This window comes from Kitasatospora mediocidica KCTC 9733, assembly GCF_000744225.1.
Lineage (GTDB): Bacteria > Actinomycetota > Actinomycetes > Streptomycetales > Streptomycetaceae > Kitasatospora > Kitasatospora mediocidica.
On sequence record NZ_JQLN01000004.1, the window covers coordinates 415,611 to 441,359 of the forward strand.

Annotated in this window: 20 protein-coding genes; 10 read left to right on the plus strand and 10 right to left on the minus strand. The window is 71.2% G+C overall.

Translation table 11 applies throughout. The features are described 5' to 3' along the window. Positions 1 to 5 precede the first annotated feature (5 nt). Positions 6 to 440: a type II 3-dehydroquinate dehydratase gene (locus BS80_RS09655; RefSeq protein ID WP_035795526.1), complete on the minus strand. Its 435-nt coding sequence runs from the start codon at positions 438 to 440 to the stop codon at positions 6 to 8. Between the two features lie 249 nt (positions 441 to 689). Here BS80_RS09655 and BS80_RS09660 point away from each other — a divergent pair, with 249 nt between their 5' ends. The 3 genes from BS80_RS09660 to BS80_RS09670 are packed head-to-tail and all read left to right on the plus strand — an operon-like array spanning position 690 to position 3,714. Further along, entirely contained in the window at positions 690 to 1,856 is a 1,167-nt protein-coding gene (locus BS80_RS09660; RefSeq protein WP_035795527.1) for an aminotransferase class I/II-fold pyridoxal phosphate-dependent enzyme, read from the plus strand. Beyond that, positions 1,853 to 2,980 carry a Gfo/Idh/MocA family protein gene (locus BS80_RS09665; RefSeq protein ID WP_051966412.1) on the plus strand — a complete coding sequence of 376 codons (1,128 nt, stop codon included), beginning with the start codon at positions 1,853 to 1,855 and terminating at the stop codon, positions 2,978 to 2,980. Before BS80_RS09660 ends, BS80_RS09665 begins: the two co-directional genes overlap by 4 nt. 38 nt (positions 2,981 to 3,018) lie before the next feature. Further along, positions 3,019 to 3,714: an HAD-IA family hydrolase gene (locus BS80_RS09670; RefSeq protein WP_083974467.1), complete on the plus strand. Its 696-nt coding sequence runs from the start codon at positions 3,019 to 3,021 to the stop codon at positions 3,712 to 3,714. A 132-nt stretch (positions 3,715 to 3,846) separates the two neighbouring features. Here the strand turns inward: BS80_RS09670 and BS80_RS37575 are convergent, their stop codons facing one another. After that, entirely contained in the window at positions 3,847 to 5,421 is a 1,575-nt protein-coding gene (locus BS80_RS37575; RefSeq protein WP_051966413.1) for an AfsR/SARP family transcriptional regulator, read from the minus strand. 100 nt (positions 5,422 to 5,521) lie between these two features. Beyond that, the gene (locus BS80_RS40550; protein ID WP_157536111.1) at positions 5,522 to 5,662 is read right to left on the minus strand and encodes a hypothetical protein; all 141 of its coding nucleotides are present in this window, start codon (positions 5,660 to 5,662) and stop codon (positions 5,522 to 5,524) included. Between the two features lie 190 nt (positions 5,663 to 5,852). On the opposite strand from BS80_RS40550, the gene BS80_RS09680 reads away from it, so the two are divergent. The 4 genes from BS80_RS09680 to BS80_RS09695 all read left to right on the plus strand — a co-directional run bounded on the left by BS80_RS09680 (position 5,853) and on the right by BS80_RS09695 (position 12,988). Next, positions 5,853 to 6,929 carry a phospholipase D-like domain-containing protein gene (locus BS80_RS09680; RefSeq protein WP_157536114.1) on the plus strand — a complete coding sequence of 359 codons (1,077 nt, stop codon included), beginning with the start codon at positions 5,853 to 5,855 and terminating at the stop codon, positions 6,927 to 6,929. A gap of 314 nt (positions 6,930 to 7,243) precedes the next feature. Further along, complete coding sequence (locus BS80_RS09685) at positions 7,244 to 10,003, plus strand: helix-turn-helix transcriptional regulator (protein WP_035795529.1); 2,760 nt, start codon at positions 7,244 to 7,246, stop codon at positions 10,001 to 10,003. Between the two features lie 80 nt (positions 10,004 to 10,083). Then, positions 10,084 to 11,382: a 3-deoxy-7-phosphoheptulonate synthase gene (locus BS80_RS09690; protein WP_408607357.1), complete on the plus strand. Its 1,299-nt coding sequence runs from the start codon at positions 10,084 to 10,086 to the stop codon at positions 11,380 to 11,382. Between the two features lie 88 nt (positions 11,383 to 11,470). Continuing rightward, a complete protein-coding gene (locus BS80_RS09695; RefSeq protein WP_051966416.1) occupies positions 11,471 to 12,988 on the plus strand; it encodes an FAD-binding oxidoreductase in 1,518 nt (505 codons plus the stop codon). Positions 12,989 to 13,058: 70 nt separating this feature from the next. On the opposite strand, the gene BS80_RS09700 is transcribed toward BS80_RS09695, so the two are convergent. Further along, the gene (locus tag BS80_RS09700; protein ID WP_035795532.1) at positions 13,059 to 13,994 is read right to left on the minus strand and encodes an ROK family protein; all 936 of its coding nucleotides are present in this window, start codon (positions 13,992 to 13,994) and stop codon (positions 13,059 to 13,061) included. A gap of 224 nt (positions 13,995 to 14,218) precedes the next feature. Here BS80_RS09700 and BS80_RS37580 point away from each other — a divergent pair, with 224 nt between their 5' ends. Next, a complete protein-coding gene (locus BS80_RS37580) occupies positions 14,219 to 15,037 on the plus strand; it encodes a lantibiotic dehydratase C-terminal domain-containing protein (protein WP_051966417.1) in 819 nt (272 codons plus the stop codon). Between the two features lie 25 nt (positions 15,038 to 15,062). Beyond that, positions 15,063 to 16,100 carry a 3-dehydroquinate synthase family protein gene (locus BS80_RS09710; protein WP_035795534.1) on the plus strand — a complete coding sequence of 346 codons (1,038 nt, stop codon included), beginning with the start codon at positions 15,063 to 15,065 and terminating at the stop codon, positions 16,098 to 16,100. Between the two features lie 147 nt (positions 16,101 to 16,247). Here the strand turns inward: BS80_RS09710 and BS80_RS09715 are convergent, their stop codons facing one another. Together BS80_RS09715 and BS80_RS09720 are read right to left on the minus strand one after the other, a co-directional pair. Next, complete coding sequence (locus BS80_RS09715) at positions 16,248 to 16,679, minus strand: DUF6069 family protein (protein WP_035795536.1); 432 nt, start codon at positions 16,677 to 16,679, stop codon at positions 16,248 to 16,250. Between the two features lie 71 nt (positions 16,680 to 16,750). Next, complete coding sequence (locus tag BS80_RS09720) at positions 16,751 to 18,169, minus strand: MFS transporter (RefSeq protein WP_063771931.1); 1,419 nt, start codon at positions 18,167 to 18,169, stop codon at positions 16,751 to 16,753. Positions 18,170 to 18,409: 240 nt separating this feature from the next. Here BS80_RS09720 and BS80_RS09725 point away from each other — a divergent pair, with 240 nt between their 5' ends. Continuing rightward, positions 18,410 to 18,895, plus strand: coding sequence for a MarR family winged helix-turn-helix transcriptional regulator (locus BS80_RS09725; RefSeq protein WP_035795539.1), 486 nt, complete (start codon positions 18,410 to 18,412; stop codon positions 18,893 to 18,895). 18 nt (positions 18,896 to 18,913) lie between these two features. Here the strand turns inward: BS80_RS09725 and BS80_RS09730 are convergent, their stop codons facing one another. The 4 genes from BS80_RS09730 to BS80_RS09745 all read right to left on the minus strand — a co-directional run bounded on the left by BS80_RS09730 (position 18,914) and on the right by BS80_RS09745 (position 25,727). Continuing rightward, positions 18,914 to 20,134 carry a cytochrome P450 gene (locus BS80_RS09730; RefSeq protein WP_035795542.1) on the minus strand — a complete coding sequence of 407 codons (1,221 nt, stop codon included), beginning with the start codon at positions 20,132 to 20,134 and terminating at the stop codon, positions 18,914 to 18,916. Positions 20,135 to 20,251: 117 nt separating this feature from the next. Then, positions 20,252 to 21,865, minus strand: a complete 1,614-nt coding sequence (gene mhpA / locus BS80_RS09735; RefSeq protein WP_035795545.1) for a bifunctional 3-(3-hydroxy-phenyl)propionate/3-hydroxycinnamic acid hydroxylase MhpA — start codon at positions 21,863 to 21,865, stop codon at positions 20,252 to 20,254. Then, positions 21,865 to 22,653, minus strand: coding sequence for an arylamine N-acetyltransferase family protein (locus BS80_RS09740; RefSeq protein ID WP_051966418.1), 789 nt, complete (start codon positions 22,651 to 22,653; stop codon positions 21,865 to 21,867). The genes mhpA and BS80_RS09740 overlap by 1 nt, the downstream gene beginning before the upstream one ends. Next, positions 22,653 to 25,727, minus strand: coding sequence for a type I polyketide synthase (locus BS80_RS09745; protein WP_051966419.1), 3,075 nt, complete (start codon positions 25,725 to 25,727; stop codon positions 22,653 to 22,655). The genes BS80_RS09740 and BS80_RS09745 overlap by 1 nt, the downstream gene beginning before the upstream one ends. Between the last annotated feature and the right edge of the window lie 22 nt (positions 25,728 to 25,749).

Sequence of the window (25,749 nt, forward strand, 5' to 3'; positions counted from 1 at the left end):
GGAAATCACTCGGTCACCATCTCCAGCAGGGCTCGCGCGGCAAGCCGGTAGCCGAGGGTTCCGAATCCCACCACAATGCCGCCGGCCAGCGGCGCCAGGACTGATTCGTGTCGAAATGCCTCCCGGGCCCAGACATTCGATATGTGCACCTCGACCCAGGGCCGGGGGTAATTCGCCATGGCGTCCCGCAGGCTCCAGCCGGCGACCATCAGGGCCCCCGGGTTGACGATCGCGCCCACCGTCCCGTAATTGGCCTGGATCGCCCGGATGAGATCGCCCTCGGACTCGTCCTGGACGGAGATGACCTCCCAACCGCGGTCGGCGACCTCGGCGGCGACGGCTTTCTCGACGTCCGCGAGGGTCTCGTGGCCGTACACCTCGGGTTGGCGCCGACCCAGGATGCCCAGGTTCGGGCCGTTCAGCAGGAGTAGTGCGTTCACCGGTCCCTCGCTCTTCCGATTGTCGCGCAACGATGAATTGCCAAGTAATTCGGCTCGGTCCAGCGTACTGGCGACCCGGCTCCGACCCCATTGCCGGGAACCGAGAGAAGGGTGTTTCAGGGGGTCCGGTAGGGGGTTGGAGCGCTTCCGGGCCTCGGGTAGCGTGCCGAATGCTGAATTTCCTTCGGATGCTCCGGCGGAGCCGACGGCGACGCGGTGCTTCCGCCCTCCACAACAAAGGTTGGAATCATGAGCAAGAATTCTCGTGGCGTGCTCGATATCCCGGCCTGGCCGCAATTCGGCGACGCCGAGCGGGCCGGCCTGCTGCGTGCCCTGGAGCAGGGCCAGTGGTGGCGCATGGGCGGCAGCGAGGTGGACTCGTTCGAGCGCGAGTTCGCCGAGTACCACAACGCGGAGCACATCCTGGCCGTGACGAACGGCACCCACGCGCTGGAGCTGGCCCTCCAGGTGCTCGGGGTCGGCCCGGGGACCGAGGTCATCGTCCCGGCCTTCACCTTCATCTCCTCCTCACAGGCCGCGCAGCGGCTCGGCGCGGTCGCGGTGCCGGTGGACGTCGACCCGGTGACCTACTGCATCGACCCCGTCGCGGTCGAGGAGCGGATCACCTCCAGGACCCGCGCGATCATGCCGGTGCACATGGCCGGGCGCCTCGCCGACATGGACGCGCTCGGGAAGATCTCCACGAACACCGGAATCCCGCTGATCCAGGACGCCGCGCACGCCCAGGGTTCGGAGTGGAACGGCAAGAAGCTCGGCGAGCTCGACTCGGTCGCCGCGTTCAGCTTCCAGAACGGCAAGCTGATGACGGCCGGCGAGGGCGGCGCCGTGCTCTTCCCGAAGGGCGAGCAGTACGAGGCCGCCTTCGTGCGGCACAGCTGCGGCCGCCCGCGTGGCGACCTGCGCTATCTGCACGCCACCTCCGGCTCCAACTTCCGGATGAACGAGTTCTCCGCCAGCGTCCTGCGCGCCCAGCTGAGCCGGCTGGACAGCCAGATCGAGACCCGCGAGGAGCGCTGGCCGCTGCTGCACCGGCTGCTGTCCGAGATCGACGGCGTGATCCCGCAGGGCCGCGACGAGCGGAACAACCGCAATCCGCACTACATGGCGATGTTCCGCGTTCCCGGCCTCACCGAGGAGCGGCGCAACGAGATGGTGGCCACGCTGGTCGAGCGCGGTCTGCCGGCGTTCGCCGCGTTCCGCGCGATCTACCGCTGCGACGGCTTCTGGGAGACCGGTGGCCCGGACGAGACGGTCGAGGAGCTGGCCCGCCGCTGCCCGGTCAGCGAGGCCATCAACAACGACGCCATCTGGCTGCACCACCGCACGCTGCTCGGCTCCGAGCAGCTGATGCACGACATCGCCGAGATCGTGGCCGACGTGGTGGCAACTCTGTGACGCCGCCGACCACCGGATCACAGCCGATCCGGGCCGCAGTCGTGGGGCTCGGCTGGGCGGGCCGCTCCATCTGGCTCCCCCGCCTGCTCGCCCATCCCGGTTTCTCGGTGGCCGCGGCGGTCGAGCCGCAGCAGTCGGCGCGGGAGGCGTTCGCCGAGGCCTCACCGGACATCCCAGTGCTGGCGGACATCGACCAGCTCGACCCGGAGTTGATCGACCTGGCGATCGTGGCGGTGCCCAATCACCTGCACGCGCGCATCGCCGCCCGGCTGCTGGAGCGCGGGTTGCCGGTCTTCCTCGAGAAGCCGGTCTGCCTGAGCTCGGCCGAGGCCGACCAGCTGGCCGCCGCCGAGGCGGCGGGCGGGGCGGTGCTGCTGGCCGGCAGCGCCGCCCAGTACCGGGCCGACATCGGCGCGCTGGCCGAACTGATCCCCTCGCTGGGCCGGATCCGGTACGTGGAACTCGCCTGGGTGCGCGCCAACGGGGTGCCCGGCGCGGGTGGCTGGTTCACCCGGCGCGAGCTGGCCGGTGGCGGGGCACTGGTCGACCTGGGCTGGCACCTGCTGGACACGCTGCGCCCGCTGCTGGGTCCGGTGGACTTCCGGCAGGTGGTCGGCAGCACCTCCGGCGACTTCATCAGCGCCCAGTCGCACGGCGCGAGTTGGCGTGCCGACGAGCCCACGGCCGACCAGTGGCGCAGCGGCGACGTCGAGGACACCGCACGCGGCTTCCTGGTCACCGACGAGGGCATCGCCGTATCACTGCGGGCGAGTTGGGCCTCGCACGAGGCGCCGGACCGGACCGTCCTGCGGGTCGAGGGCAGCGCCGGGGTGGCGTCGCTGGAGTGCACCTTCGGATTCAGCCCCAACCGCGCCGGGGGCTCACGGCTCACCGTGACCAGGCACGGCGTGAGCACCCCCGTGGTACTGCCGGACGAGCCGATCGGCTCCGAATATGACCGTCAACTCGACATCATACAAACGCAGTTGATTGACAGTCAGCAGCGCGGCGAGACGATCGGGGATGTCCGCCGCACCATCGCCGTGATCGAGCGCCTCTACGACTCGGCACGCAGTAACCCCGGTCGCGATCCCGAACGGGTCGCGGTCCAGGTAGCCGGCTGATCGCACCAGGACAGCCGATCCAACCTCAGGGAGCCTCCATGGAAACCGCTCTGAACCATCGCGTCGACCTGCTCGACAGCCCGCTCGGACACCCCAAGAGCGCCGTGGTCTTCGACCTCGACGGTGTCGTCGTGAACAGCTTCGGGGTCATGCGGCAGGCCTTCACCACCGCGTACGCGGAGGTCGTGGGCTCTGGTACCCCGCCGTTCGAGGAGTACGAGAAGCACCTCGGGCGATATTTTCCGGACATCATGAAGATCATGGGTCTGCCGCCGGAGATGGAGGCTCCCTTCGTCCGGGAGAGCTACCGCCTGGCCCACCAGGTCGAGCTCTTCGACGGCGTGCGCGAGCTGCTGCACGAACTGCGCGACCGCGGCCTGAAGATGGCGATAGCCACCGGCAAGGCCGGCGACCGGGCCAGGTCGCTGCTCGACCTGCTCGGGGTGCTGCCGCTGTTCGACCACGTCATCGGCTCGGACGAGGTCGCCCACCCCAAGCCGGCCCCGGACATCGTGCTGCAGGCACTGGACCTGCTCGGGGTCCGGCCGCAGGACGCGATGATGGTGGGCGACGCGGTGACCGACATCGCCAGCGCGCGCGGTGCCCAGGTGGCCGCGGTGGCCGCCCTGTGGGGCGAGTCGGATGCCCAGGCGCTGCTGGACGCCAAGCCGGACGCCGCGCTGGACCGGCCCGCCGACCTGCTCGCCCTCTGCCCGGCGCTGGCCGGCCGCTAGGCAGTGTCTGACAATTCGCGTCGGGCCCGGCGGGAATTGTCAGACACGGCCCAGGCCCGGAACCCGACCGATTGGACGAGGCTCCAACCCTCACGGGCTGGAGCCTCGTCCAGTCGGGTCACCGATGCCGGTTCAGGCACCGATCCGGGTGACGGCCGGCATGCGCACCACGGAACGCGGCTGCGGGTGGGCCGCGGCGCGGTGCGGGCGTGCCACCATCGGCGGCCGCCGCTCCGTCGGCTCCGCGAGCGCGGTGGTCACCAGCAGCAGCGGCACCGGCAACCCGCAGGCGGCCAGCGCCTCGACCAGGCCGAGCGAGAGTTCGTCGGCCCAGTGCAGATTCTCGATCGCCACCACCAGGGCGCCACGGCCGGCGAGTTCCTCCAGCAGTCGACGGACCGCCAGCACCTCGCCGCCGACCTCGGTCCACTGGCCGCAGTCGTCCTGGGCGACCAGCGGGAGCAGCTGCGCGCAGGCCCAGTCCAGCACCTGCCCGGCGCCGAGCAGACCGCGCAGCGCCAGCACCAGCTTCTGCCGGGCGACCTCGTCGGCGTCCGCCTCCTCGATGCCGGCGTGCGCCCGCACCAGATCGGCGATCGCCGTGGACCGCGCGGCTCGCGTCGGCGGTTCCGCGCTGGCCCGCAGAAACCCGACGCCGCCGGGCAGTTGGGCGAGCGACTGCGCGAAGTCGGTGATCAACCGGTCCGCCTTCGCCGGTGACTCGCCGAACACCGCGACCGAGTGCGGCCGACCCGAGTCCGCCACCTCCGAGAAGCGTTGCCGCAGCAGCGCCAACTCGCGCTCACCCTCGCGACCGCCCGGACGCAGCGCCGCGGCCGCGCCGCTGCGCAGCAGCAGGGCTCCGCTCGCCACCTCGGTCGCCCGGGGCTGCCGGACCCCGCCCCGGTCGCCGCCGGGCCCGCGCGGGGCCGGCACCGAACCGCTGTGGAAGCCCGGACCGGAAGCGGTCAGACCGAGCGCCGGGTCGTGCTCCAGGATCGCGCGCTCCAGCGCCTGGAGTTCCCGGCTGGGATCCAGGCCGAGCTCCTCCACCAGCGCGTACCGCGTTCTGCGGTACACGCCCAGTGCCTCGCTGTGCCGACCGGCCCCGTAGAGCGCGATCATCAGCTGGGCGCACATCCGTTCCCGGGTCGGTTCCGTCGGGACGGTCGTCTCCAACAGGTCGACCACCCGGTGGTGCCGGCCGACGGCCAGGTGCGCCTCGGCGCAGTCCTCCAGGGCAGCCATCCGGGCGCCCTGCACCGCCGCCAACTGCGACCAGGCAAAACCCGCCTCCACCAGATCCGCGAGCGCGGGCCCGCGCCAGAGCGCCAGCCCCTGATGGATGACACCGGCCGCGGTGTCGTACGAACCCTCGGCCAGTGCCGCCCGTCCCGACTCCCAGAGCTGCTGGAACACCAGCAGGTCGAGTTGGTCCGGCGACACCTGCAGCACGTACCCGGGCGCCTGGGTGACCAACGAGACCGGATCGCGGCCCTCGTGGTTGGCCCGCAGCGCACCGCGCAGCCCGGCGATGGCGTTGTGCAGCATCTTCCGGGCGGTCAGCGGTGTGTCGTCCTGCCACAGGGCCCGGATCAGGTGGCTGGCAGGCACCACCTTGTTGGCGTGCAGGAGCAGGAATGCGAGGACGGCCCGCTGGTTGACACCCCGTAACGGGACGCGCCGGTCCTCCTGTTGTACTTCCAATGGACCAAGCATGTTGAAACGCAACAAGACCTCCCCCGCCTCGAAGCAATGACCTTTGCCGGCGCCGGCCGGCCTGTGTCGCTCGGCCGGCGCCCGGAGATCAGAGCTGAGCCGGGGTGCTTGCCTGGCGGCCGCCGTCCCAGCCGATGTCGCCCGCCGGCAGAACGACCGCGACCTGCGCGACGGGCGCGGCGGCGGCGCCGAGTGTCGCGACAAGCGCTCCTCCGAAAGCACTTGTCACGATTCCTACACAAATAGCACAGAAAATACGACGGACAGACATGTCCGCGCCCCCTTTTTGGAAACCCGCTAAATGTTCACGCCACTCGGAAAACGACCGCTGATCCAGCGGGCCGTGCCTGGCGCTATGCCTAGATCCTGATAGCCGGGTACCTCTAAGCTCAAGCTTAACAAGGGGTCGTGATCCCGCAATGCGTGAACCCGATGGGGATTTGATGTTGTCTGTCCAACCTGATTCGATGAGTCCTACTTTGCCCCTGCTTGATACCGCGAGCCTGCGGCTCTACCAAGCGATGGTGGTCCATGAGCAACTGACCCTGGAGGGGGCTGCCGAGTCCATCGGCGACCACGAACCAGGCTTAATAAGAACCCGCACCTCGATCGGCCGACTGATGGGCCTGCACCTGGTGGGCGAAGCGGACATCGAGGGCATTCGGCACTATTATCCGGTCAGCCCGGTCGCCGCCGAGGCGTCGGTGGTCGAGTCGATTCTGCGGGCGGCGAACGAGACCGTTCGACAGATCACCCAGGCCCGCTCCCGGCTCCGAATGGCGAGCCAGGTGTACGAGGAGCACCGCCAGCCCGACAGCGGCACCCTGACCATCCACTCCGGTCTGGCCGACATCAATGGCGCTATCCACCAGAGCGCCCAGGAATGCCGGAGTGAGTTGCTCACATTCCAACCCGGTGGCGGCCGTTCCCGGCAGACGCTCAGCGATTCGCTGCCGCCGACACTGGCGATGCTGGAGCGCGGTGTGCCGATGCGAACCATCTACCAGCACACCGCACGGTCCTCGGTCGGCACGCAGGACTTCGTCCGGGTGATCCGCGAGAAAGGCGCCGACGTCCGCACCCTGGACGAGTCGTTCGAGCGGTTGATTATCTTCGATCGCACCGTGGCCTTCATTCCGGGTCGACTGGACCGGCAGACCGCGATCGAGATCCGCCAGCCGGGCATCATCGATTTCCTGGCCGGCGTCTTCGAGCGTGCCTGGCTGCGGGCCAAGCCCTTCACCGCGCCGGACCGCAGCCGGACCACCACCCTCATCTCGGACCAGTTGAGCGTGGCGATCATCCGGCACGTGGTGGCCGGCGACACCGACGCCGTGACGGCGCAGCAACTGGGCATCAGCGTGCGCCGCTGCCAGGAGTACATCGCCCGGATCGCCGCCGGCCTCGGCAGCCGCAGTCGGGCTCAACTGGGTTTCCTGGTAGCGCAGTCCGGCCTGCTCGACGAGCACCCGAGCGAGACCGGGACGGACTGCTGACCCACTCGGGCCGGCCGGCACCAGCGCGGGGATCGCGCTGGCCCCCGCCCATCGCGATCAGAACCGCCGACCGCATCGCGGGCGGATGTCGCTGGACCATACGAAGCGGCGAGCCGGCCCGGCAACCCCCTGGCACCCCCCTAACCAGCCCCTCGTACCGCGATGGGCGACGGATTTCCGGTGGATGGGTGGCCGATTCCGTGGAATTGCTACAGTCCATCCAGTCGCCTGGGTACCAACAATATGCGGACCAGGAAAGTCGGTTGCCGCCTGTCCGGGCGGCCGTGACCACTGCGGCGGGGGGACACCGGGTCATGCTCGTCGAGCGATTCGAACAATTAGAGACACTCCATTCACTGCTCAGTGAAGCGAGGTCCGGAAAGGGCCGGCTGGCGTGCCTGGAAGGGCCTTTTGCCAGCGGAAAGACGGCGCTGCTCCGGGAATTCGCCGAGCAGGCCGCGGCCGCCGGCGTGGCGGTACTCAGCGGCACCTGCTTCCGGGACGAGAGCGACCTGCCGTTCGGCCTGCTCAGACAGCTGTTCCGGGCCGCCGGGCCGGACCCGGCGCTCGCCGCCCGGGTGGACCGGCTGCTGGTCGCCGACATCCGGCCCGAGCCGGCCGGCGACGGTCGGCAGCTCGAGCCGCGCCCGACGCAGCACCTGCACGAGCAGGCCGCGATGCTGCTCGACCTGGCCGGCCGGCAGCCGCTGCTGATCGCCGTCGACGACCTGCGGCACGCCGACCTGCCGTCCCTGCACTGCCTGTTGCACCTGATCCGCCGGCTCGGCGCAGCCCCTCTGATGCTGCTGGTCACCGACACCATGGACGTGCAGCCGCGGCACCCGTCGCTGCGTGCCGAACTGCTGCGCCAGCCCGACCTGCACCGGCTGCGGGTCGGCCCGCTCTCCGGTACCGGCACACGGCACCTCCTGGCCCAGCACCTCGACCCGATGAGCACCCACCGGCTGGCCGCGCGGTTCCACGCCCTCAGCGGCGGCAACCCGCTGCTGCTGCGGGCCCTGCTGGAGGACCACGACCAGGCCCGCACCAACCGCGCCGCCGGTTACGGCCTGGCGCTGGCCGGCGCTCTGCACCGCGGAGACCTGGACACCGTGCCGGTGGCCCGCGCTCTGGCGGTGCTCGGCCCCTCGGCCACCGCCGGTGAGTTGAGCCGGCTCACCGGGGTCCCACGGGACCGGGTCGAGCAGTCCTTGGACGCGATGACCGCAGCCGCCGTGCTCACCGACGGCTTCTTCCGGCACCCGGAGGCGGGCGCCGCGCTGCTGAACGAGCTCTCCGCGCGGGAGCGGGCCGAGCTGAACCTGTCGGCCGCCCGGATGCTGCACGACCAGGGCGCGGACGCCACCCGGGTGGCCCACCACCTGGTGGAGACCGGACAGGAGCAGCCCTGGGCGGCGGACCTGCTCGGCGAGGCCGCCGAACTGGCCCTGCAGAGCGACCGCGCCGCGCTCGCGGTGGCCAGCCTGACCCTTGCCCAGCGTTCGGCCGGCGCCCCGGACCAGCGGGCCGAGACGGTGGCGCGGCTCGCACAGGTCGAGTGGCAGACCGACCGGGCCGCCTCGGCCCGGCACCTGCCCGCGCTGACCGAGGCCGCCCGGGAGGACCTGCTCAGCGCCCACGACAAGGCCGCCGTGCTCAGGCAGCTGCTCTGGCACGGGCGTTCGGAGTCGGCCGCCCAGGTCCTGACCGGCCTGCGCGAGCAGCAGGCACCGGCCGGCGAGTCGGCCGCGGTGCTGCACGACGTCGAGTCGTGGCTGCTCAGCAGCCACCCCCAACTCGCCCGGCCACGCCAGAGCCGGCGGTACCCCGGCGACCGGCGGGCCGGCACCGCGGTGCTCGGCTCCGACCCCTGGCTGAACCGGGCCGCCTCGCTGGCCGACCGGTTGGAGCGGCCGTACGACCCTGAGTCGGTCCACCAGGCGGAGCGGGTCCTCCAGGACATCAAGCTGAACCGGACGTCCTTCTGGGTCGAGGAGTCGGCCGCACTGGCCCTGCTGACCCTGCTCTGCGCCGACAAGCTGGAAGCGGCCGAGTACTGGTGCGACCAGCTGACCGCCGAGCCGCAGCGCTACGACGCGCCGACCTGGCGACCGGTCTTCACCGCCGTGCGGGCCGAGGTCTCGCTACGCCGGGGCCGGCTCGGCACGGCGATCGCCCAGGCGAGTGAGGCGCTGACCGAACTCCCGGAGAAGGCCTGGGGGGTGGCCGTCGGGCTGCCGCTGGGCACCCTGGTGCTGGCCGCTACCCGGATGGGCAGTCTGACCGAGGTGGCCGAGCTGCTCGCCCGCCCGGTTCCGGACCAGATGTTCGAGAGCCGCCACGGGCTGCCCTACCTCTACGCCCGGGGCTGCTCCTATCTGTTGGGCAACCATCACCACGCGGCGCTGGCCGACTTCCTGGCCTGCGGTGACCTGGTGCAGGCCTGGGGACTGGACCAGGCGGGACTGGTGCCGTGGCGGATCGGCGCGGCCGAGGCCTGGCTTCGGCTGGGCAACAAGGACCAGGCCAAGCACCTGCTGCACGACCAACTCGCCCACCCCGGCACCGAGGGCACCCGGACGCGCGGGCACGCCCTGCGGCTGTTCGCCCGGGTCTGCCCGCCGAACCGGCGGACCAGCCTGCTGAACGAGGCGCTCGACCTGCTGGAGGCATCCGGCGACCGCTTCGAGGTGGCGCGGGTCCTCGCCGACCTCAGCCGTACCCACGACGCGCTCGGCGACCCGCGCCGGGCCCGCCTGCTGCTGCGGCAGGCGCTGCACGTGGCGACCACCTGCGGGGCGCACGCGCTCGTCCAGGAACTGCTCTCCGGCAGCGACGAGTCGGTGGAGCGGATACCGCTCGGCGGCGACCAGATCGCCGCGCTCTCCGGCTCCGAGCGCCGGGTCGCCTCGCTGGCGGTCATGGGATACACCAACCGGGAGATCGCCGGCCGGCTCTACGTCACCCCGAGCACGGTCGAGCAGCACCTCACCCGGGTGTTCCGGAAACTCAACGTGAAGCGGCGCGCCGATCTGCCGACAGACCTGTGGACCACGACATCCAAGGCCGGCTGACGACTGCCCGCCGCACCCCACCCCTCCCGACCCACCCCTCCCGACCCACCCCTCCCTCGAACGAAGGATCAGGTCACCCCGTGCCAACTCTGCGTGAGCAGTCCGAGGCCGTGACGGTCGGTCAACGGCCCTCCGAGCACGCTCCCCCGCCCCCGGCTCCGTTCCTCTCCCGGCTGACCGAGGCGCTGGCCCGGCCCGCCGACCAGCAGCCCAGCTGGCCGGACGCCGCCCAGGTGGCCGCGACCCGCGCGACGCTGGCCGAACTGCCGCCGCTCGTACTGCCCGAGGAGGTCGACGCGCTGCGCGAACGGCTTGCCCGGGTGGCCCGCGGCGAAGCCTTCCTGTTGCAGGGCGGCGACTGCGCCGAGACCTTCGCCGGCAACACCGAGTCCCATGTCCGGGCCAACATCGGCACGCTGCTGCAGATGTCCACGCTGCTCGGCCGCGCGGCCGACCTGCCGGTCCTGAACATCGCCCGGATGGCCGGCCAGTTCGCCAAGCCGCGCTCCAACGCCGTCGACAGCCTGGGCCTGCCGGTCTACCGGGGCGACATCGTCAACTCGCTGCACCCCTCGCCGACGGCCCGCGTCGCGGACCCGAGCCGGATGCTGCGCGCCTATGCCCACGCCGGCGCGACGATGAACTACGTCCGGGCGATCACCGGCGGCTCCCGCCACGAGGCGGGTACCGGTGAGAGCGGGGCCGCCCTGCCCACCGAGGTCTTCGCCAGCCACGAGGCGCTGCTGCTGGACTACGAGGCCGGCCTGGTCCGACCGCGCGAGACGGCGGACGGCACCGGGTTGTACGGGCTCTCCTCGCACTTCCTGTGGATCGGCGAGCGGACCCGTCGGCTGGACGGCGCGCACATCGCCCTCGCCGAGCTGCTGGAGAACCCGATCGGCCTCAAGCTCGGCCCCTCCACCACGCCCGAGCAGGCCGTCGAGTACGTCCGGCGGCTGGACCCGCGTCGGACGGCGGGCCGGCTGACCCTGATCATCCGGATGGGCAGCGACCGGATCCGTGAGGCGCTGCCGCCGCTGGTCGAACGGGTCACCGAGACCGGACACCAGGTGGTCTGGCAGTGCGATCCGATGCACGGCAACGGGGTCGAGTCCCCGACCGGGTACAAGACCCGGCACTTCGCCCGGATCGCCGATGAGGTCGAGGGGTTCTTCGAGGTGCACCGCCGGCTGGGCACCCATCCCGGGGGGCTGCACGTGGAGCTCACCGGCGACGACGTGACCGAGTGCCTGGGCGGCACCGAGGAGATCTCCGACGGCGACCTGGCCTACCGCTACGAGACCGCCTGCGACCCGCGGCTGAACACCCGGCAGTCGCTGGAGCTCGCCACCCTGGTCGGCGATCTGCTGCGCGGCTGAACCGGGGCGGCCGGCCGCCCTACCCACAGTCTCCCCGCACCACACCGATCCCACATCGCTTCTCTTGCACGTCCCAACGGGAGGAACCATGCTCAGCCGTAGGTCCCTGTTCCGCGCCGGCGGCGGGCTCGCGCTCGCCGCCACCGCGCTGGCCGACTCGACCTCATGGAACGCGTCCGCCGCGACCAGCCAGTGGAACATCCTGCGCTCCCGGCTCCAGGGCACCCTGGTGCTGCCCACCGACAGCGGCTTCGCGGCCGCCAAGCAGCTGCAGCTCGGCCAGTACGACGCGGTCAACCCGCAGGCCGTCGCGTACTGCCAGAACGCCGACGACGTCCGCACCTGCGTGCTGTTCTCGCAGTACACCGGCACCCCGCTGCGGGTACGCAGCGGCGGCCACAACCTCGCGGGCTGGTCCACCGGCGACAACGCGCTGATCGTGGACCTGTCCCGGATCAACCAGGCCACCGTCACCGGCTCCACCGTGCAGCTCGGTCCCGGCACCCAGTCGATCGACGCGCTCAGCCAGCTGAAGCCGTACAACAAGCAGGTCATCGCCGGTACCTGCCCGACGGTCTGCGCCGGCGGGTTCCTGTCCGGCGGTGGACTCGGGTGGCAGACCCGCAAGTTCGGGATCGGCGCCGACCACGTGGTGTCCGCCCGGGTGGCCACCTCGGACGGTCGGATCACCTACTGCTCGCCCTTCGTGGAGCCGGATCTGTACTGGGCGGTCCGCGGCGGCGGTGGCGGCAACTTCGGCATCGTGGTGAACTTCGAGGTCACCCCGATCGACGCACCCGTCCTCACCGCCTACGAGACGGTCTGGTCCTTCGACAACGCCGCCACCACCATCGCCGCCTGGGAGCACTGGACCGCCAACGCACCGCGTGAGCTGGGCTCCTCGCTGATCGTGGTGCCGCCGAACGGCTACTACGGCTACCCGAGCAGCAACCCGCTGGTGCGCATCTACGGCGGCTACCACGGCGTCCAGGCCGACGCCGACGCCCAGTTGGACCAGCTGGCGCTGGCCGTCGGCGCCAAGCCGCTCAGCCGCACCTCCCAGCAGTTCGGCTTCGCCGACGGCATGCAGTACCTGTACGGCTGCGGCGACATCACCGAGCTGGCCTGCCACCGGGCCGGCAGCAACCCGGACGCGGTGCTGCCCCGGACCCCGAACCAGCGCCAGAGCTACCGGCTGATCGACCGCCAGCTCACCACCGCCGACGCCACCGACGTCCTGAACGCCTGGTCGGCGCACCCGGAGCTGCCGTACCGGTTCCTGCAGTCCTTCGCGCTCGGTGGCGCCGCCAACGACGTGCCCAGCGGGGCCACCGCGTACGTGCACCGCTCGGCGCAGTCGCTGCTCGGCTACCAGGTCGGCTTCCAGGACTCCACCGACGTGCCGGCGGCGGACGACTGGGCCGCCGCCGGCGCGGCGGCACTGGCGCCGCGGGCCGGCGGCTCGTACATCAACTTCCCCAGCTCGGTGATGAACGGCGACTGGGCCGCCGACAACTACGGCGACAACTACGCCCGTCTGGTGCAGGTGAAGTACGCGTACGACCCGACTGATCTGTTCCAGCACCCGCAGAGCGTCGGCAGCTGACGCCCGACGCACCGAACGAGGGCCCCGGCGGGTTGCCGGGGCCCTCGTTCGCGCTTCGGGAGGCCGCCGCTCAGGCGGCCTCGCCCCGGGCCAGCAGCAGGGCGCCGCGCAGTGAGGAGAGGCCGCCCAGGGCAGCCGCCCGAACCGGCGCGACCGAGTGTCCGGGGCGGGACAACTTCTGGGCCTGGCGGTCGACTTCGGCCACAAAGCCGGGCAGTCCGTCGGCGAAGCCGCCACCGAGGACGGTGTACGCGGGGTGGGTCAGCTCCCCCACCGAGACGGCGGCCGCCGCCAGCACGGCGCAACTCTCCTCGACCACGCGTACCGCCCAGTCCAGCCGGTCCGACCAAGCCTGTCGCAGGGTGGCGAAATCCACCTCGGCGGCCGCCTCGACGGCTGCCCGGCGCAGCGTGGCCGGCCCCGAGGCCAGCGCCTGGACGCAGCCGCGACGCCCGCAGTCGCAGAGCGGACCGGTGCGGTCGACCACCAGATGGCCGATCTCGCAGGAGCCCCGGCCGGGTCCGGGGTACGGACGCCCGCCCAGCACGATCCCGCCGCCGATGCCGGTGCCCACCCCGAGGTAGACCACGTCCGGGCAGTCCAGCGCCGCCGCCTCCGCCATGGCGGCCAGGTCGCCGTCGTCGGCGCAGCGGACCTCGGTCCCGGGCAGCACCTCACGCAGTGCGGCGGCCAGGTCCAGGCCGGTCCAGGAGGGACGGCCGGGCCAGGCGGTCACCCGGCCGACCGGGTCCAGGGTCGCCGGCAGGGCTATCCCCACCCCGGCGAGCGGCCCGTCGAGCCGGCGGACCAAGGCGTCCAGGTGCTCGGCCAGCACGGCCAGGTCAGCGGCGGGCCCCTCGGGCGGCGGCCAGCGGAATGTGCTCTCCCAGCTCTTCCGGCCGCCCCCGCCGCCCCCGCCGTCCTGTGCGACCCCGGCCGTCTCGGCCCGCATCGCGACCTTGGTGCCACCGATATCGATTCCCAGAAAAGTGCTATCAGCGTCCATGCTGCGAGAATTCCACAGGCGCCGGGTGTTATTCACCCCAGCGATCCCCCTACTGCCGCCCTAACTTGGCGGCACGGCCGCACTGCCGGGCCGCCCGCCCGGCACCGCCAGGCCCCCACTATTACGCTGGCAGCCAGCGGAGAGCGCACCTCCGGGGAAATCCCGGAATTCCCGCGCACATTCTGCGGAGAACAATCCCTCCTACCATTTCGAGGTGGCTCAAGGTGGCTCAAAGCTGGTCGTTCCTCCGTCTGCCGAAACCACTCGGGACCGATACCGAGGACCATGTCGAGCAGGCGATCTCCAAGGTCGGCCCGGTGCTGGCCGACCGACTGCGCGACAGGGACCCGAGCGTTCTGTGGTCGTTCCAGCGGCTCGCCGACGCACCCGGATCAGCCCTCGGGCTCTGGTTCCACTCGGCCGATCCGCTGCGCCAGGAGCTGGAGGCGGCGGTGCGCGCGGTCGCCGCCTCGCACGACTGGCCGGTGGCGGCGGAGCACGGCGGCCGGCCCGCCGACCACCACGACTCGCTGCCGGCCCGTCGGCTGGCCGAGCGGCTCGCCGCGCTCTCCAGCGACTTCGCGCTCGACCTGCTGCGCGACGGACGGCTCGATGCGGACCGTCAGTTCGAGATGGCGGTCCTGCACCTGGGCAGCCTGGTCAGTCTGGTCCCGGCCCGTGAGCGCGCGAGCTTCCTGTTCACGCTCTGGCAGCATCGCAGCCAGGCGATGGCTCCGGCCGAGCGGGTCCGGGTGAGCGAGGCGGCGCGCCGGCAGGCCGACGTCATCCCGGTGCTCCTGGACGGACGGCTGGACAGCGGCGTCTGGGCGGGCTACACCCGCGCGGTCGACGCGATCGTCTCGGATGTGCCGCTCGGCGCGGCCGTCCCCGTCAACTTCCTGCTGTTCGAGCACGCTCAGCTCACCCACGACCGGCTCGGCCTGTCGTTGGCCGCCGAGACGCTGGCGGCCAACGCGCTGCGCGGCGCGCTCGCCGACGGCCTCCCGCTGACCGCCCCCGCCCCGGCCCTGCAGAGCGCGTGACCAGGTCGCGTCGAGAGGAGCAATGATGTCCGAGACCGCGCTGCGGCCGCACCGCACGATCAGGGTCGAACTGGGCGACCGTTCCTACCCGGTGCACATCGGAGCGGGGGTGCGGAACCTGCTGCCCGAGATCGTCGCCGGAAGCGGTGCGAAACGTGTGGTCGTGGTCTCGGCCCGGCCGCGCGAGAGCGTCCCCGAGACCGGGGTGGAAACACTCTTCCTGACCGCGCGCGACGGTGAGCAGGACAAGACCCTGTCCACCGTCGAGGACATGTGCCGGCGCTTCGCCGACTTCCACCTGACCCGCTCCGACCTGGTGGTCTCCTGCGGTGGCGGCACCACCACCGACTCGGTCGGATTCGCCGCGGCGCTGTTCCACCGCGGCGTCGCGGTGGTGCACCTGCCCACCTCGCTGCTGGCCCAGGTGGACGCCAGCGTGGGGGGCAAGACCGCGGTCAACCTGCCGCAGGGCAAGAACCTGGTCGGCGCGTACTGGCAGCCGAAGGCGGTGCTCTGCGACACCGACTTCCTCCAGACGCTGCCCCGCGAGGAGTGGACCAACGGCTTCGGCGAGATCGCCCGCTGCCACTTCATCGGCGCCGGCGACCTGCGCGGGCTGCCGCTGCACGAGCAGATCGGCGCGAGCGTCGCGCGCAAGGCCTCGATCGTGATGGCCGACGAGCGCGACACCGGCCTGCGTCACCTGCTCAACTACGGCCACACGCTGGGCCACGCGCTGGAGCGGGCCACCGACTTCGCGATGCGGCACGGCGAGGGCGTGGCGGTCGGCACGGTCTTCGCGGGCCGGCTGGCCGCCGCCCTGGGCCGCATCGACGAGGCCCGCAGCGCCGAGCACCTGGAGGTGGTGGCGCACTACGGCCTGCCGACCGCCCTGCCGGCCGGCCCGACGCCCGCCGAACTCGTGGCGTTGATGCGGCTGGACAAGAAGGCGACCGACGGTCTCAGCTTCGTCCTGGACTCGGCCCGCGGCCCCGAGCTGGTGCACGCGGTGCCGGAGCGGGTGGTGCTGGAGGTCCTGGAGGCCATGCCGCGCCGACTCTGAGCACCCGGGAAACACGATCGCCCTCCGCCACGACCAGGTGGCGGAGGGCGATCGGTGTTTCGGGGACCGGAACCAGGGGTGCTCCGGTCCCCGAAGAGCAGGGCCCGTACGGCGGATCTCGGGATCAGCGCGCGCGTTGGGCGGACGTCAGGCGGTCTTGCCCGCACCCCGGCGCAGCAGCGTGAACAGCACGGCGGCGACGAAGGTGTGCAGCAGGAAGAGCGAGAGCTTGGTGCCGGCCGCGGCGCCGACCACCAGGAGCAGCAGGTAGGAGAGGACGGTCACCACGCCGGCCACGATGGTCCAGATCTTGACCGGGTTGCGGTTGAACTTCTCCAGCAGGGCCATCAGGCCCCAGCCGAGCAGCGGGATGATCAGTGCCATACCGATCACCGCGCCGATACCGATGGCCTGCGCGCCCTTGCCGTTGTGCTGGTCGACGAGGAAGTCGGCACCGGCGGCCTTGGCGATCGCGTAGATCACGACGGCGCCGATCACGGCGGCGAGCACCGCGGCGATCCGCAGGCGCCAGGTCGGGGCGGCCGGGGCGATGGAACGGGAAGGCGTCTGGGTGGTCATGGGGGTGCTCCTCGGGACGAGAGATGCGGGGGACGTTGCTGTCGTTGCTGCGAACCGCGGGTGAGGCGGTGTCAGATCGGGATGCTCTCGGCGCCGGCCAGCTCGGCGGCGGGGTCCGAGGGCGGCGGACCCCCCATGGGCTGCTGCGGGGTGCGCAGGATCAGCAGGCCGAGCACGAAGGCCACCGCGAGCACGCCCGCGCCGATGCCGAAGGAGAGCCGGTAGCCACCGGTCATCGCCTCCGGGAGGCTCTGGCCGCGGGCGAGCAGCGTGGTGGCGTGCGAGGCGGCGATCGCGGTCATGGTCGCGATGCCGATCGAGTCGCCGACCGTCCCGGAGGTGCCGGCCAGCCCGGAGGCGAGGCCTGCGTCCTGCGGGGAGGTGACGGACATCGAGAGCATCATGACCGCGGGCATGGCCAGCCCGCCGCCCGCGCCGAGCAGCACGACCACCGGAAGCAGGTCCACCGCGTAGTCGGGATGCACCGGCAGCCGGGCGGCCAGCAGCAGGCCGGCGGCCATCACCACCAGGCTGGCCAGCAGCACGGTTCGCAGGCCGAACTTCGCGTTGAGCCGGTGCGAGAGCGTCAGCGAGGCGACGGCGGCGCACAGCGCCAGCGGCAGGAAGGCCAGGCCGGCCTTGATCGGTGAGTAGCCGACCACCTGCTGCAGGTAGAGCGCGACCAGGATGTTGAAGGAGATGGTGGCGGCCACCAGCAGCATGTGGGCCAGGTTGCCGCCGGTCAGGTTCCGCGACCGGAAGAGGGTCAGCGGCATCAGCGGCACCGGCGCCTTGGTCTGCCGCAGTACGAAGCCCACCAGGAGCGCCAGCGCGCCGAGGCCGAAGCCGAAGGTGTGGCCGGACTGCCAGCCGTAGTCGCCGACGGTGGCGATGGTGTAGACGCCCAGCATCATGCCGGCGGTGGCAAGCACCGCTCCGGCGATGTCGATGCCGGAGCCGAAGCCCATTCCCTTGTCGGCCGGCACGACCTTGACCGCGAGCACGCCCGCCGCCACGCCGATCGGCACGTTGATGAAGAAGACCCAGTGCCAGTTGATCCCCTGGGTGAGGAAGGCGCCGAGGAGGATGCCGATCGCGGCACCCGCCGCCTGGACGAAGCCGGCGGCCCCCATCGCCTTGCCCACCTCCCGCGGGTCCTGGAAGAGCGTGAAGATGATGCCCATCACCACGGCGTAGGCCATCGCGGCCCCGACGCCCTGGAAGAACCGCATCGCGATCAGCATCCCCTGGTTCTGGGACACGCCGCCGAGTGCGGAGAAGAGGGTGAAGACGGACAGGCCGGCGACGAACATCCGCTTGCGCCCGACCAGGTCGCCGAGGCGGCCGGAGAGGAGTAGCGAACCGCCGAAGCCGACGGTGTAGGCGTTGGTGACCCAGGCCAGGTGGGCCTGCTCGAAGCCCAGATCACGCTGGATCGAGTGCAGCGCCACGGTGACGATGCTGATGTCGATCACGATCATCAACTGCATCGCGCTCAGCACCGAAAAGGCTAGCCAGCGGGTTCTGGCGGTTAACTGGACTGGCATGGACATGAGTTGGCCCTCCCGGCCGTTCCGGACAGAAACGTACAGTAGCAGATAGTTCTGTTCGGCACAGTATTGATCAGAACATGTTTTTGCCGCACCCCCACCCCGCGACGGGAGCGAGGGGAGGCAAGTAGTTCGGTTGAGAAACTTTCTTCTGCGGGAAGGTCCAGTTACCATCGACCTATGCAGACCACAGCCCCCGCGATCGCGACCACCGACCTGATGTTTCTGCTCTCCTGGACCAGCCACTCGCTGCAGACGGAGCTGACCGCCGCGCTGGAGGAGGTCGGGATCAGCCCGCGCGCCCACTGCGTCCTCTACAAGGCGCTGGAGGGCGATCTGACGCAGACGCAGATCGCCGAGGCGTGCGGCCTGGACAAGACCACCATGGTGGTCGTCGTGGACAAGCTGGAGCAGGACGGACTGGCCGAGCGGCAGCCCTCCACCACGGACCGCCGGGTCAAGACCCTGGTGGTCACCGAGAAGGGCCGGCAGATCGTCGCCCGCTCGCAGGAGATCATCGGCGGTGTCCACGAGGACGTGCTGGGCTCCCTCTCGCCCCAGGTCAGGGCTGGTTTCGTCGAGGGCCTCACCCGGCTCGTCGAAGGGCGGCTGTCCGCGTTCATCCAGTGCGAACAGCCGCCTCGGCGCCGGTCGGGCCGGGTCTGAGCGACCCGGCCCGACGGGCTACTCGCCCTCGGCGCCGCCCCAGACGACCGGGAGCCGGTGCACGCCGTAGAAGGCCATGTTGTCGCGCATCGGAATCTCCTCGGTCGGCACCGCCAGGCGCAGGTCGGGGAAGCGCCGGAACAGCGCCGGGTAGCCGACCCGCATCTGTATCCGGGCGAGCTCGGCACCCAGGCACTGGTGCATGCCGTGACCCAGTGCGAGGTGGCCGCGCGCGGCCTCCCGGGTGATGTCCAGCGTGTCCGGGTTCTCGAACCGCTCAGGGTCCCGGTTGGCGGCGGGCAGCGAGAGCGTCACCGTCTCGCCCTCCTTGATCAGCTGGCCGCCGAGCTCGATGTCCTCCAGCGCGGTCCGGGTCGGGCCGATGTGCACGATCGTCAGGAACCGCAGCAGCTCGTCCACCGCGTTGTCGATGAGCTCCGGCTTGCCGAGCAGCGCGGCCAGCTGGTCGGGGCTGTCCAGCAGGGCGTACGTGCCCAGCGAGAGCATGTTCCCGGTCAGCCCGTGGCCGGCGAAGAGCAGCGAGAGGCCGATCGTGGTCAGCTCCTCATCGGTCAACTCGCCATCGGTGACCAGGCTGCCGAGCAGGTCGTCGGTCGGCTCGGTCCGCTTGGCCTGCACCAGCTGCAGGACGAACTCGCGGAAGCCCGCGAGGGCCTCCATGGTCTGCTCCGGCGTCGAGTCCATGCTGACCATCACCAGCGAACGGGCCTGGAACTGCTCGCGGTCGGCGTACGGCACCCCGAGCAGCTCGCAGATCACCAGCGAGGGCACCGCGAGGCCGAACGCCTGGACCAGGTCGACCGGCGGGCCCGCCTGCTCCATCGCGTCCAGGTGGTCCTCGACGATCCGCTCGATCCGCGGCGTCAGCTCCTTGAGCCGACGGGCCGTGAACTGGCCGGTGAGCAACCGTCGGTAGCGGGTGTGTTCGGGCGCGTCCATCTCCGGGAAGGAGCCCGGCTCGGCCGGCTTCATCTCCTCGGCCATCATCGGGTGCGGGATCGGAAAGTGCTGCAGCTCGCGCCGCGAGCTGAACCGCGGGTCGGCCAGCACCGCACGGGCTGCGGCGTAACCGGTCACCAGCCAGCCGAAGTGGCCGTCGGGGTAGCTGAACCGGGTCACCGGGTGCTGCTCGCGCAGCTCGCGCAGCTCGTCCGCCGGATCGAAGCGGGACCCGCGGGACAGCGGCAACGCGTCCACGGTGCGCAGGGATTGGGTCATGGCGTCTTCCTCCTCAGGGCGGTGCCCGCCGGCGGGCGAAGCGGCGGCGAGCACGACCGTATGTGCCGGAATCCCGGCATCAGTCATCGCTGGGTAACTGTCGGCTGCGGCCGGTAATCAGAGGGCCATTGCGGCGGCCGCGCCCAGCCGCTCGCGCAGCGTGGCCAGCAGCTCGGCCAGGCCCTGGCGGTCGGCCGCAGCGCCGTAGACGTAGTAGTCGGGGCGCACCAGCAGAGCCGTCGCACCGGCATCGGCGAGGTAGCCCAGCAGGGTGCCGTCCAGGTCCTCGACCAGGTGTGGCGCGGCCGGGGCGGGCATGCCGCCGGCCGGCCGGAGCTGGACCAGGTGGGTACCCAGGCGCTCCAGGAAGGCCAACTCGGCGGCGTCCAGCAGAGCGTGCGGGTCCTCGGTGGTCAGCAGCACGAAGCCGGTGCCCACCACGTCGTCGAAGAGTCCGCTGCGGCCGGCCCGCGCGACCCGGGCCTGCGGGGTCAGGGCGCCGGCGGGCCGGACCGGCCGCTGGTTGGCTCCGACGTGCAGCAGACCGCGGCTGAGCGGCTGCAGCGGGGAGCGCCTGCTCACCGTGCCGGTGGCCTTGGCCCGCTCGGCGGTGGCGCGCATCACCTGGTCGCGCTCGGCGGCGGCCACCGCGTCCGTCTGGCAGATGATCTTCCCGAGGTTGACCGACATGGTGAGCGCATGCTTCACATGGGTCCGGCGCTCCTCCGTGTAGCTGTCCAGCAGGCCCTCCTGCGCGGTGCCGCGCAGCACCGCGTCGAGCCGCCAGGCCAGGGCCTTCGCGTCCCGGAAACCGGAGGACATGCCCTGGCCGGCGAACGGCGGCATCACATGGGCGGCGTCGCCGGCCAGCAGCAGTCGGCCCGAGCGCCACTGGTCCGCCAGGCTCGCCTGGAAGGTGTAGACGTGGTGCCGCTCCAGGCGGGCATTCTGCTGGTCGACGCCGAACAGGCCGAGCAGCCGCCAGGCGGTCTCCGGCGTGTTGAGCCCGGCCACCGTCTCGTCGCCGACCCGCATGAACTCCCAGCGCCGGTGGCCGGGGCCGGCCGACACCTCGGTGCGCGGCCGGGCCGGGTCGCAGATCTGAAGGTTGTTCGGCTTGAACTCGCGCTCCTCGTCCAGTACCACGTCGCAGATCAGCCAGTCGTGCGAGAAGCCCAGGTCGGTGACGGTTCCGGGGACGTGCTCGCGCACGAAGCTGTTCGCCCCGTCGCAGCCCACCACCCAGCGCGCCGTCAGCAGGTGTTCGGCGCCTGCGGCGTCCACCGCGGTCAGCTCGACGAAGTCCTGGTGCTCCGCCAGCCGCACCGCCCGCATCCCGCGCAGGACGGTCAGTTCGGCGAACTCGGTGCCGCGCGCCTGGAGCGCGGCCTCCAGCGCCGGCTGGTACATCGAGGTGGACTCCGGCCATCCGCACCACAGGTCGGCCGCACCGTCGATGTGCAGCAGCACCTGACCCTCGGCGTTCTTCCACAGGTACTCGCCGGACGGCTCGCCGATCTCGCCGATCAGACCGCCGACGCCGACCGCGGACAGTGTCCGCGCGCCCTCGCCGTCGAAGGCCACCGCACGCGGCATCGGGTACGGCTCGGGCCACCGCTCCACCACGGTCACCCGCCAGCCGTTCTGGACCAGCAGCAGGGCGAGCAGCTGCCCCACCGGTCCGTAGCCGACGATCAGGACGTCGCTCTGCTCCCCGGCGGCGCCGGCCATCAGCCCTGCCCGTTCAGCACGAGGTCGACAACTTCCTTGAACCGCTGCGGGTTCGCCAGCACCTTGACCTCTTCCTTGCCGTCCTCGACCCGCACATAGCGCTTGCCGATCAGCACCATCTGGCCGGTCTCGAAGGCCCGGCTGTGGATCCGGGTGCCGAGCAGGACCTCCTCCAGCGGGAACGCCGCCAGGGCCTCGACCAGACCGGACCAGTCGGCCAGCTCGCGGTACTCGAGCCTGAACTTGTACAGCGGGCTCCAGTCGGTGCCCTGCGGCCGACGCTGCACCAGCCGGTAGCCGTCCTGCTGGTCGACGATCCGGTAGTCCACGCCGTACTGGGTCTGCTCCTCGTCGGTGACCCGCAGCGGCTCCAGGAAGGACGGGCCGGCCAGACCGACGTCCACCAGGTACGTCTCGCCGTCGATCAACACGCAGTTGAAGATGTGCTCCAGGTCGGGACCGAAGTTGCCGTTCACCTGCAGTACGGAGGCGGCCAGGATCCGCACCTCGTAGCCGAGTTCGGTGAGAAGTCGGCGCATCAGACCGTTCAGCTCGTAGCAGACGCCCCCACGGCCGCCCTCGACCACGGCCGCGAAGACCGCGTCCTCGTCGATCGCCACGTCGTCCAGGACCTCGACGCCGCGATCGGCGTCGGCGTTCAGGGTGTTGTCGAACGGGATCGCGATCAGGTGCCGCTTCTGGATCTCCCGCAGGTTCGCCACGGAGAGCTCCCTGGTGCCCTGGTAGCCGATCCTCGCCAGGTACTTGTCGGTGCTGAACACAGTCATCACTTCTCCTTGGAGGCGGCGAGCAGCTGCTCCCGCAGGTGGTCCGCGACATAGGCGGGGGTGGGCTGGTCGAACAGCAGCATCGGGCTGAGCTGCAGACCGGTCACGGCAACCAGGCGGTTGCGCAGCTCGACCGCGCTCAGCGAGTTGAAGCCGACCTCGAAGTACGGGCTGTCCTGGTCGAGTTCCTCTTCGAAGAACTCGTCCGGGGACTGCTCGGTGCGGGCCTGCTCCGACTCGGTCAGGATCAGTTCGAGCAGCAGGTCCAGCTGCTCCGTCTCGGACAGCGGCAGCAGTCGCGCAGCGAGCGCCTGGCGGGCCCCGAGGCCCTGGTCAAGGGTTTCCACGTTCTCTTCCACGGTAGTTGTGGCCTCCAGCCAGTAAGAGCGCCGCTGGAAGGCGTACGTGGGCAGTTCGACCCGACGTCCGCCGACGAGCAGCGCCGACCAATCGACATTTGTGCCGCGTGTGTAGAGCTGGGCGAGCGCGGCCGGCACGGTGCGGTCCTCGGCGATGCCGGTGCGCAGCGCCGGAACGAAGGCGGTGTCACCGGCCTGCTCCCCCAGACAGGCCGGCCCCATGGCGCTCAGCACGCCGCCGGGGCCCAGCTCCAGGAACGTCGTGACTCCCTCGGCCGCGAGGGTGCGCACGCCGTCCGCGAAGCGGACCTCCTCGCGAACGTGCCGGACCCAGTGTTCGGGTGACGTCAGGTCCGCCTCGCCGGGGAGGTTGGAGACCACCGGGATCCGCGGCTTCTCGTACACCAGGCCCGACGCGACCTCCCCGAACTCCTCCAACATCCCGTCCATCAACGAGGAATGAAAGGCATGACTGACCGTCAGGTGCTTGACCCGGCTGCCCTGTTCGGCCAGTCGCTGGGCCAACTCCTCGACCACCGAAGCGACCCCGGAGAGCACCACCGCGCGCGGCCCGTTCACCGCCGCGATGTCCACGCCCTGCACCAGCAGCGGCCGGACCTCCTCCTCCGACGCCTGCACTGCCACCATCGCCCCGCCTGCGGGAAGTTGCTGCATCAGCCGGCCACGCGCGGCCACCAAGCGGGCGGCATCCGCCAACGACCAGACACCCGCCACATGCGCGGCCGCCAGCTCACCGATCGAGTGACCGGCCACAAAGTCCGGCCGCACGCCCCAGGAGTCGAGCAGCCGGAACAGCGCCACCTCCACCGCGAACAACGCCGGCTGGGCGAACTCGGTGCGATCCAGCAGCTCCTTGTCCGCCAGCACCTCCGCCAACGGGCGCGACAGATACGGGTCGAGCTCCGCACACACCGCGTCGAACGCGGCGGCGAACACCGGGTACTCCCCGTACAGTTCCTCACCCATGCCGACCCGCTGGGACCCCTGACCGGTGAACAGCATCGCCAGCCGCCCCCGGCTTCGACTGCCCTCCAGCACCACCGGGCTGGTCTCTCCGGCCGCCAACCGCCGCAGGCCGCCGAGCAGTTCGGGCATGTCGGCGGCGATCACCGCGGCCCGGCGGTCGAACGCGCTGCGCGTCCGCGCGAGCGAGTAGGCGAGATCCAGCGGCGCGGTGGTGTCCTCGACGTCCAGGAAGGAGGCCAGCCGGCCCGCTTGGGCGCGCAGCGCCTGCGGCGACTTCGCCGACAGTACGAACGGCAGCACCCCGGTCGTCTCCTCCCGGGCAGCAGGCTCCGCGACCGCCGGTGCCTCCTCCAGGATCACGTGCGCGTTGGTGCCGCTGATCCCGAAGGAGGAGACCCCAGTCCGCCGGCGCCGGCCGGGCCGGGCCGGCCAGGCCCGCGACTGCGTCAACAGCTCCACCGCGCCCGCCGACCAGTCCACCTTCGGCGACGGCTCGTCCACATGCAGTGTCCGCGGCAACACTTCGTGTTGGAGTGCCATCACCATCTTGATCACACCCGCCACACCAGCCGCCGCCTGGGCATGGCCGATGTTCGACTTCAACGAGCCGAGCCACAACGGCTCATCCCCGGCACGGTCCTGGCCATAGGTCGCCAGCAGCGCCTGTGCCTCGATCGGATCGCCCAGCGTCGTACCGGTGCCGTGCGCCTCCACCGCGTCCACATCCGCCGCCGACAGACCGGCAGAGGCCAACGCCGCCCGGATCACCCGCTCCTGGGAGGGACCGTTCGGAGCCGTCAGACCATTCGACGCACCGTCCTGGTTCACCGCCGAACCACGCACCACCGCCAACACCGGATGCCCCAACCGCTGAGCGTCCGAAAGCCGCTCCAGGAGCAGCAGGCCCACGCCCTCGGCCCAGTTGGTGCCGTCGGCAGCACCCGCGAAGGCCTTGATCCGGCCGTCCGCGGCCAGCGCCCGCTGCTGCGAGAAGTCGACGAACGCCCCCGGGGTGGCCATCACGGTCACCCCGCCGGCGAGCGCCATGGAGCATTCGCCGTTGCGCAGTGCCTGAGCGGCCAGGTGCAGCGCCACCAGCGAGGAGGAGCAGGCCGTGTCCAGCGTCACCGAAGGGCCGCTCAGGTCGAACAGATAGGAGAGCCGGCCGGACAGGACACTGCCCGACTTCCCCAGGCCGAGGAAGGAGCCGACCCCCTCGGGCAGTTGCTCGATGCCGTGCGCGTAGTCGTGGTACATCAGCCCGGCGAAGACCCCGGTGTCGCTGCCGCGGACCGCGTGCGGATCCAGGCCGGCCCGCTCGAAGGCCTCCCAGGCGGTCTCCAGCAGCAGCCGCTGCTGCGGGTCGGTGCCGAGCGCCTCACGCTCCGAGAGGCCGAAGAAGCCGGCATCGAACTCCCCTGCGTCGTGCAGGAATCCGGCCTCGGTCAGATAGGTCCGGCCCGGCTGCGCCGGACTCGGGTCGTACAGGCTCTCCAGATCCCAGCCGCGACTGCGCGGGAAGCCGGTGACCCCGTCGACGCCCTCGGCCACCAGGTGCCAGAGCTCCTCGGGCGAGGAGATCCCACCCGGCAGCCGGCAGGCCATCGACACAATGGCAATGGGCTCGCTCGCCCTGTTGCTGAGCCGGTCGTTCGCCCGCCGCAGCCGCTCGTTCTCCAACAGCGAGGCGCGCAGTGCCTCGACGACCTTGTCCTGCTGCGTAGTCATGCCTGTCCTCTCGATCCCCATC